Source organism: Stenotrophomonas sp. A3_2 (assembly GCF_036624925.1).
Lineage (GTDB): Bacteria > Pseudomonadota > Gammaproteobacteria > Xanthomonadales > Xanthomonadaceae > Stenotrophomonas > Stenotrophomonas hibiscicola.
Genome location: NZ_JAZKVY010000083.1, coordinates 1 through 378, shown reverse-complemented (window position 1 = coordinate 378; position 378 = coordinate 1). Strand labels below are relative to the sequence as shown.

The following is a 378-nucleotide window of genomic DNA, read 5'->3' as shown; positions in this document are numbered from 1 at the left end:
CCGCTTGCTCATCGCCGTCCCGCTGCTGGCGCTCGCGCCCGCATCGGGCCGGGCGGCCGTGACGATACCGGCCGGCAATTACATTGCAACGACCCTGAGCAAGAAGATCGCCAACGACACGACCGGCACCTGCGCGCAGCTTGTGCCGGCGGGCAGCGTGCAGCGCGGCGTCGGCGCCATAACGGGCCTCGGTCAGCCGTTCCAGACGGTGACGCCGCGGCCGTCCGGCAGCGCCGGATCCTATTCGCTGGGCGCGCAGGTCTGTAACTATCCGGCGTTGCCGGCGACACTCAACGCCAACGGCAAGACCCCCACGTCGGGCAGCACGACCTGCAGCCTGAACGGCGTGTCCTACTCGTTGACCACCAACACGGGGAA

Annotated in this window: 1 protein-coding gene; it reads left to right on the top strand. The window is 69.0% G+C overall.

What is annotated here, in order from left to right:
* Window positions 1-378, top strand: a 378-nt coding sequence (locus R5H29_RS01510; RefSeq protein WP_332328628.1) for a hypothetical protein, incomplete at both ends; no start/stop codon positions are given.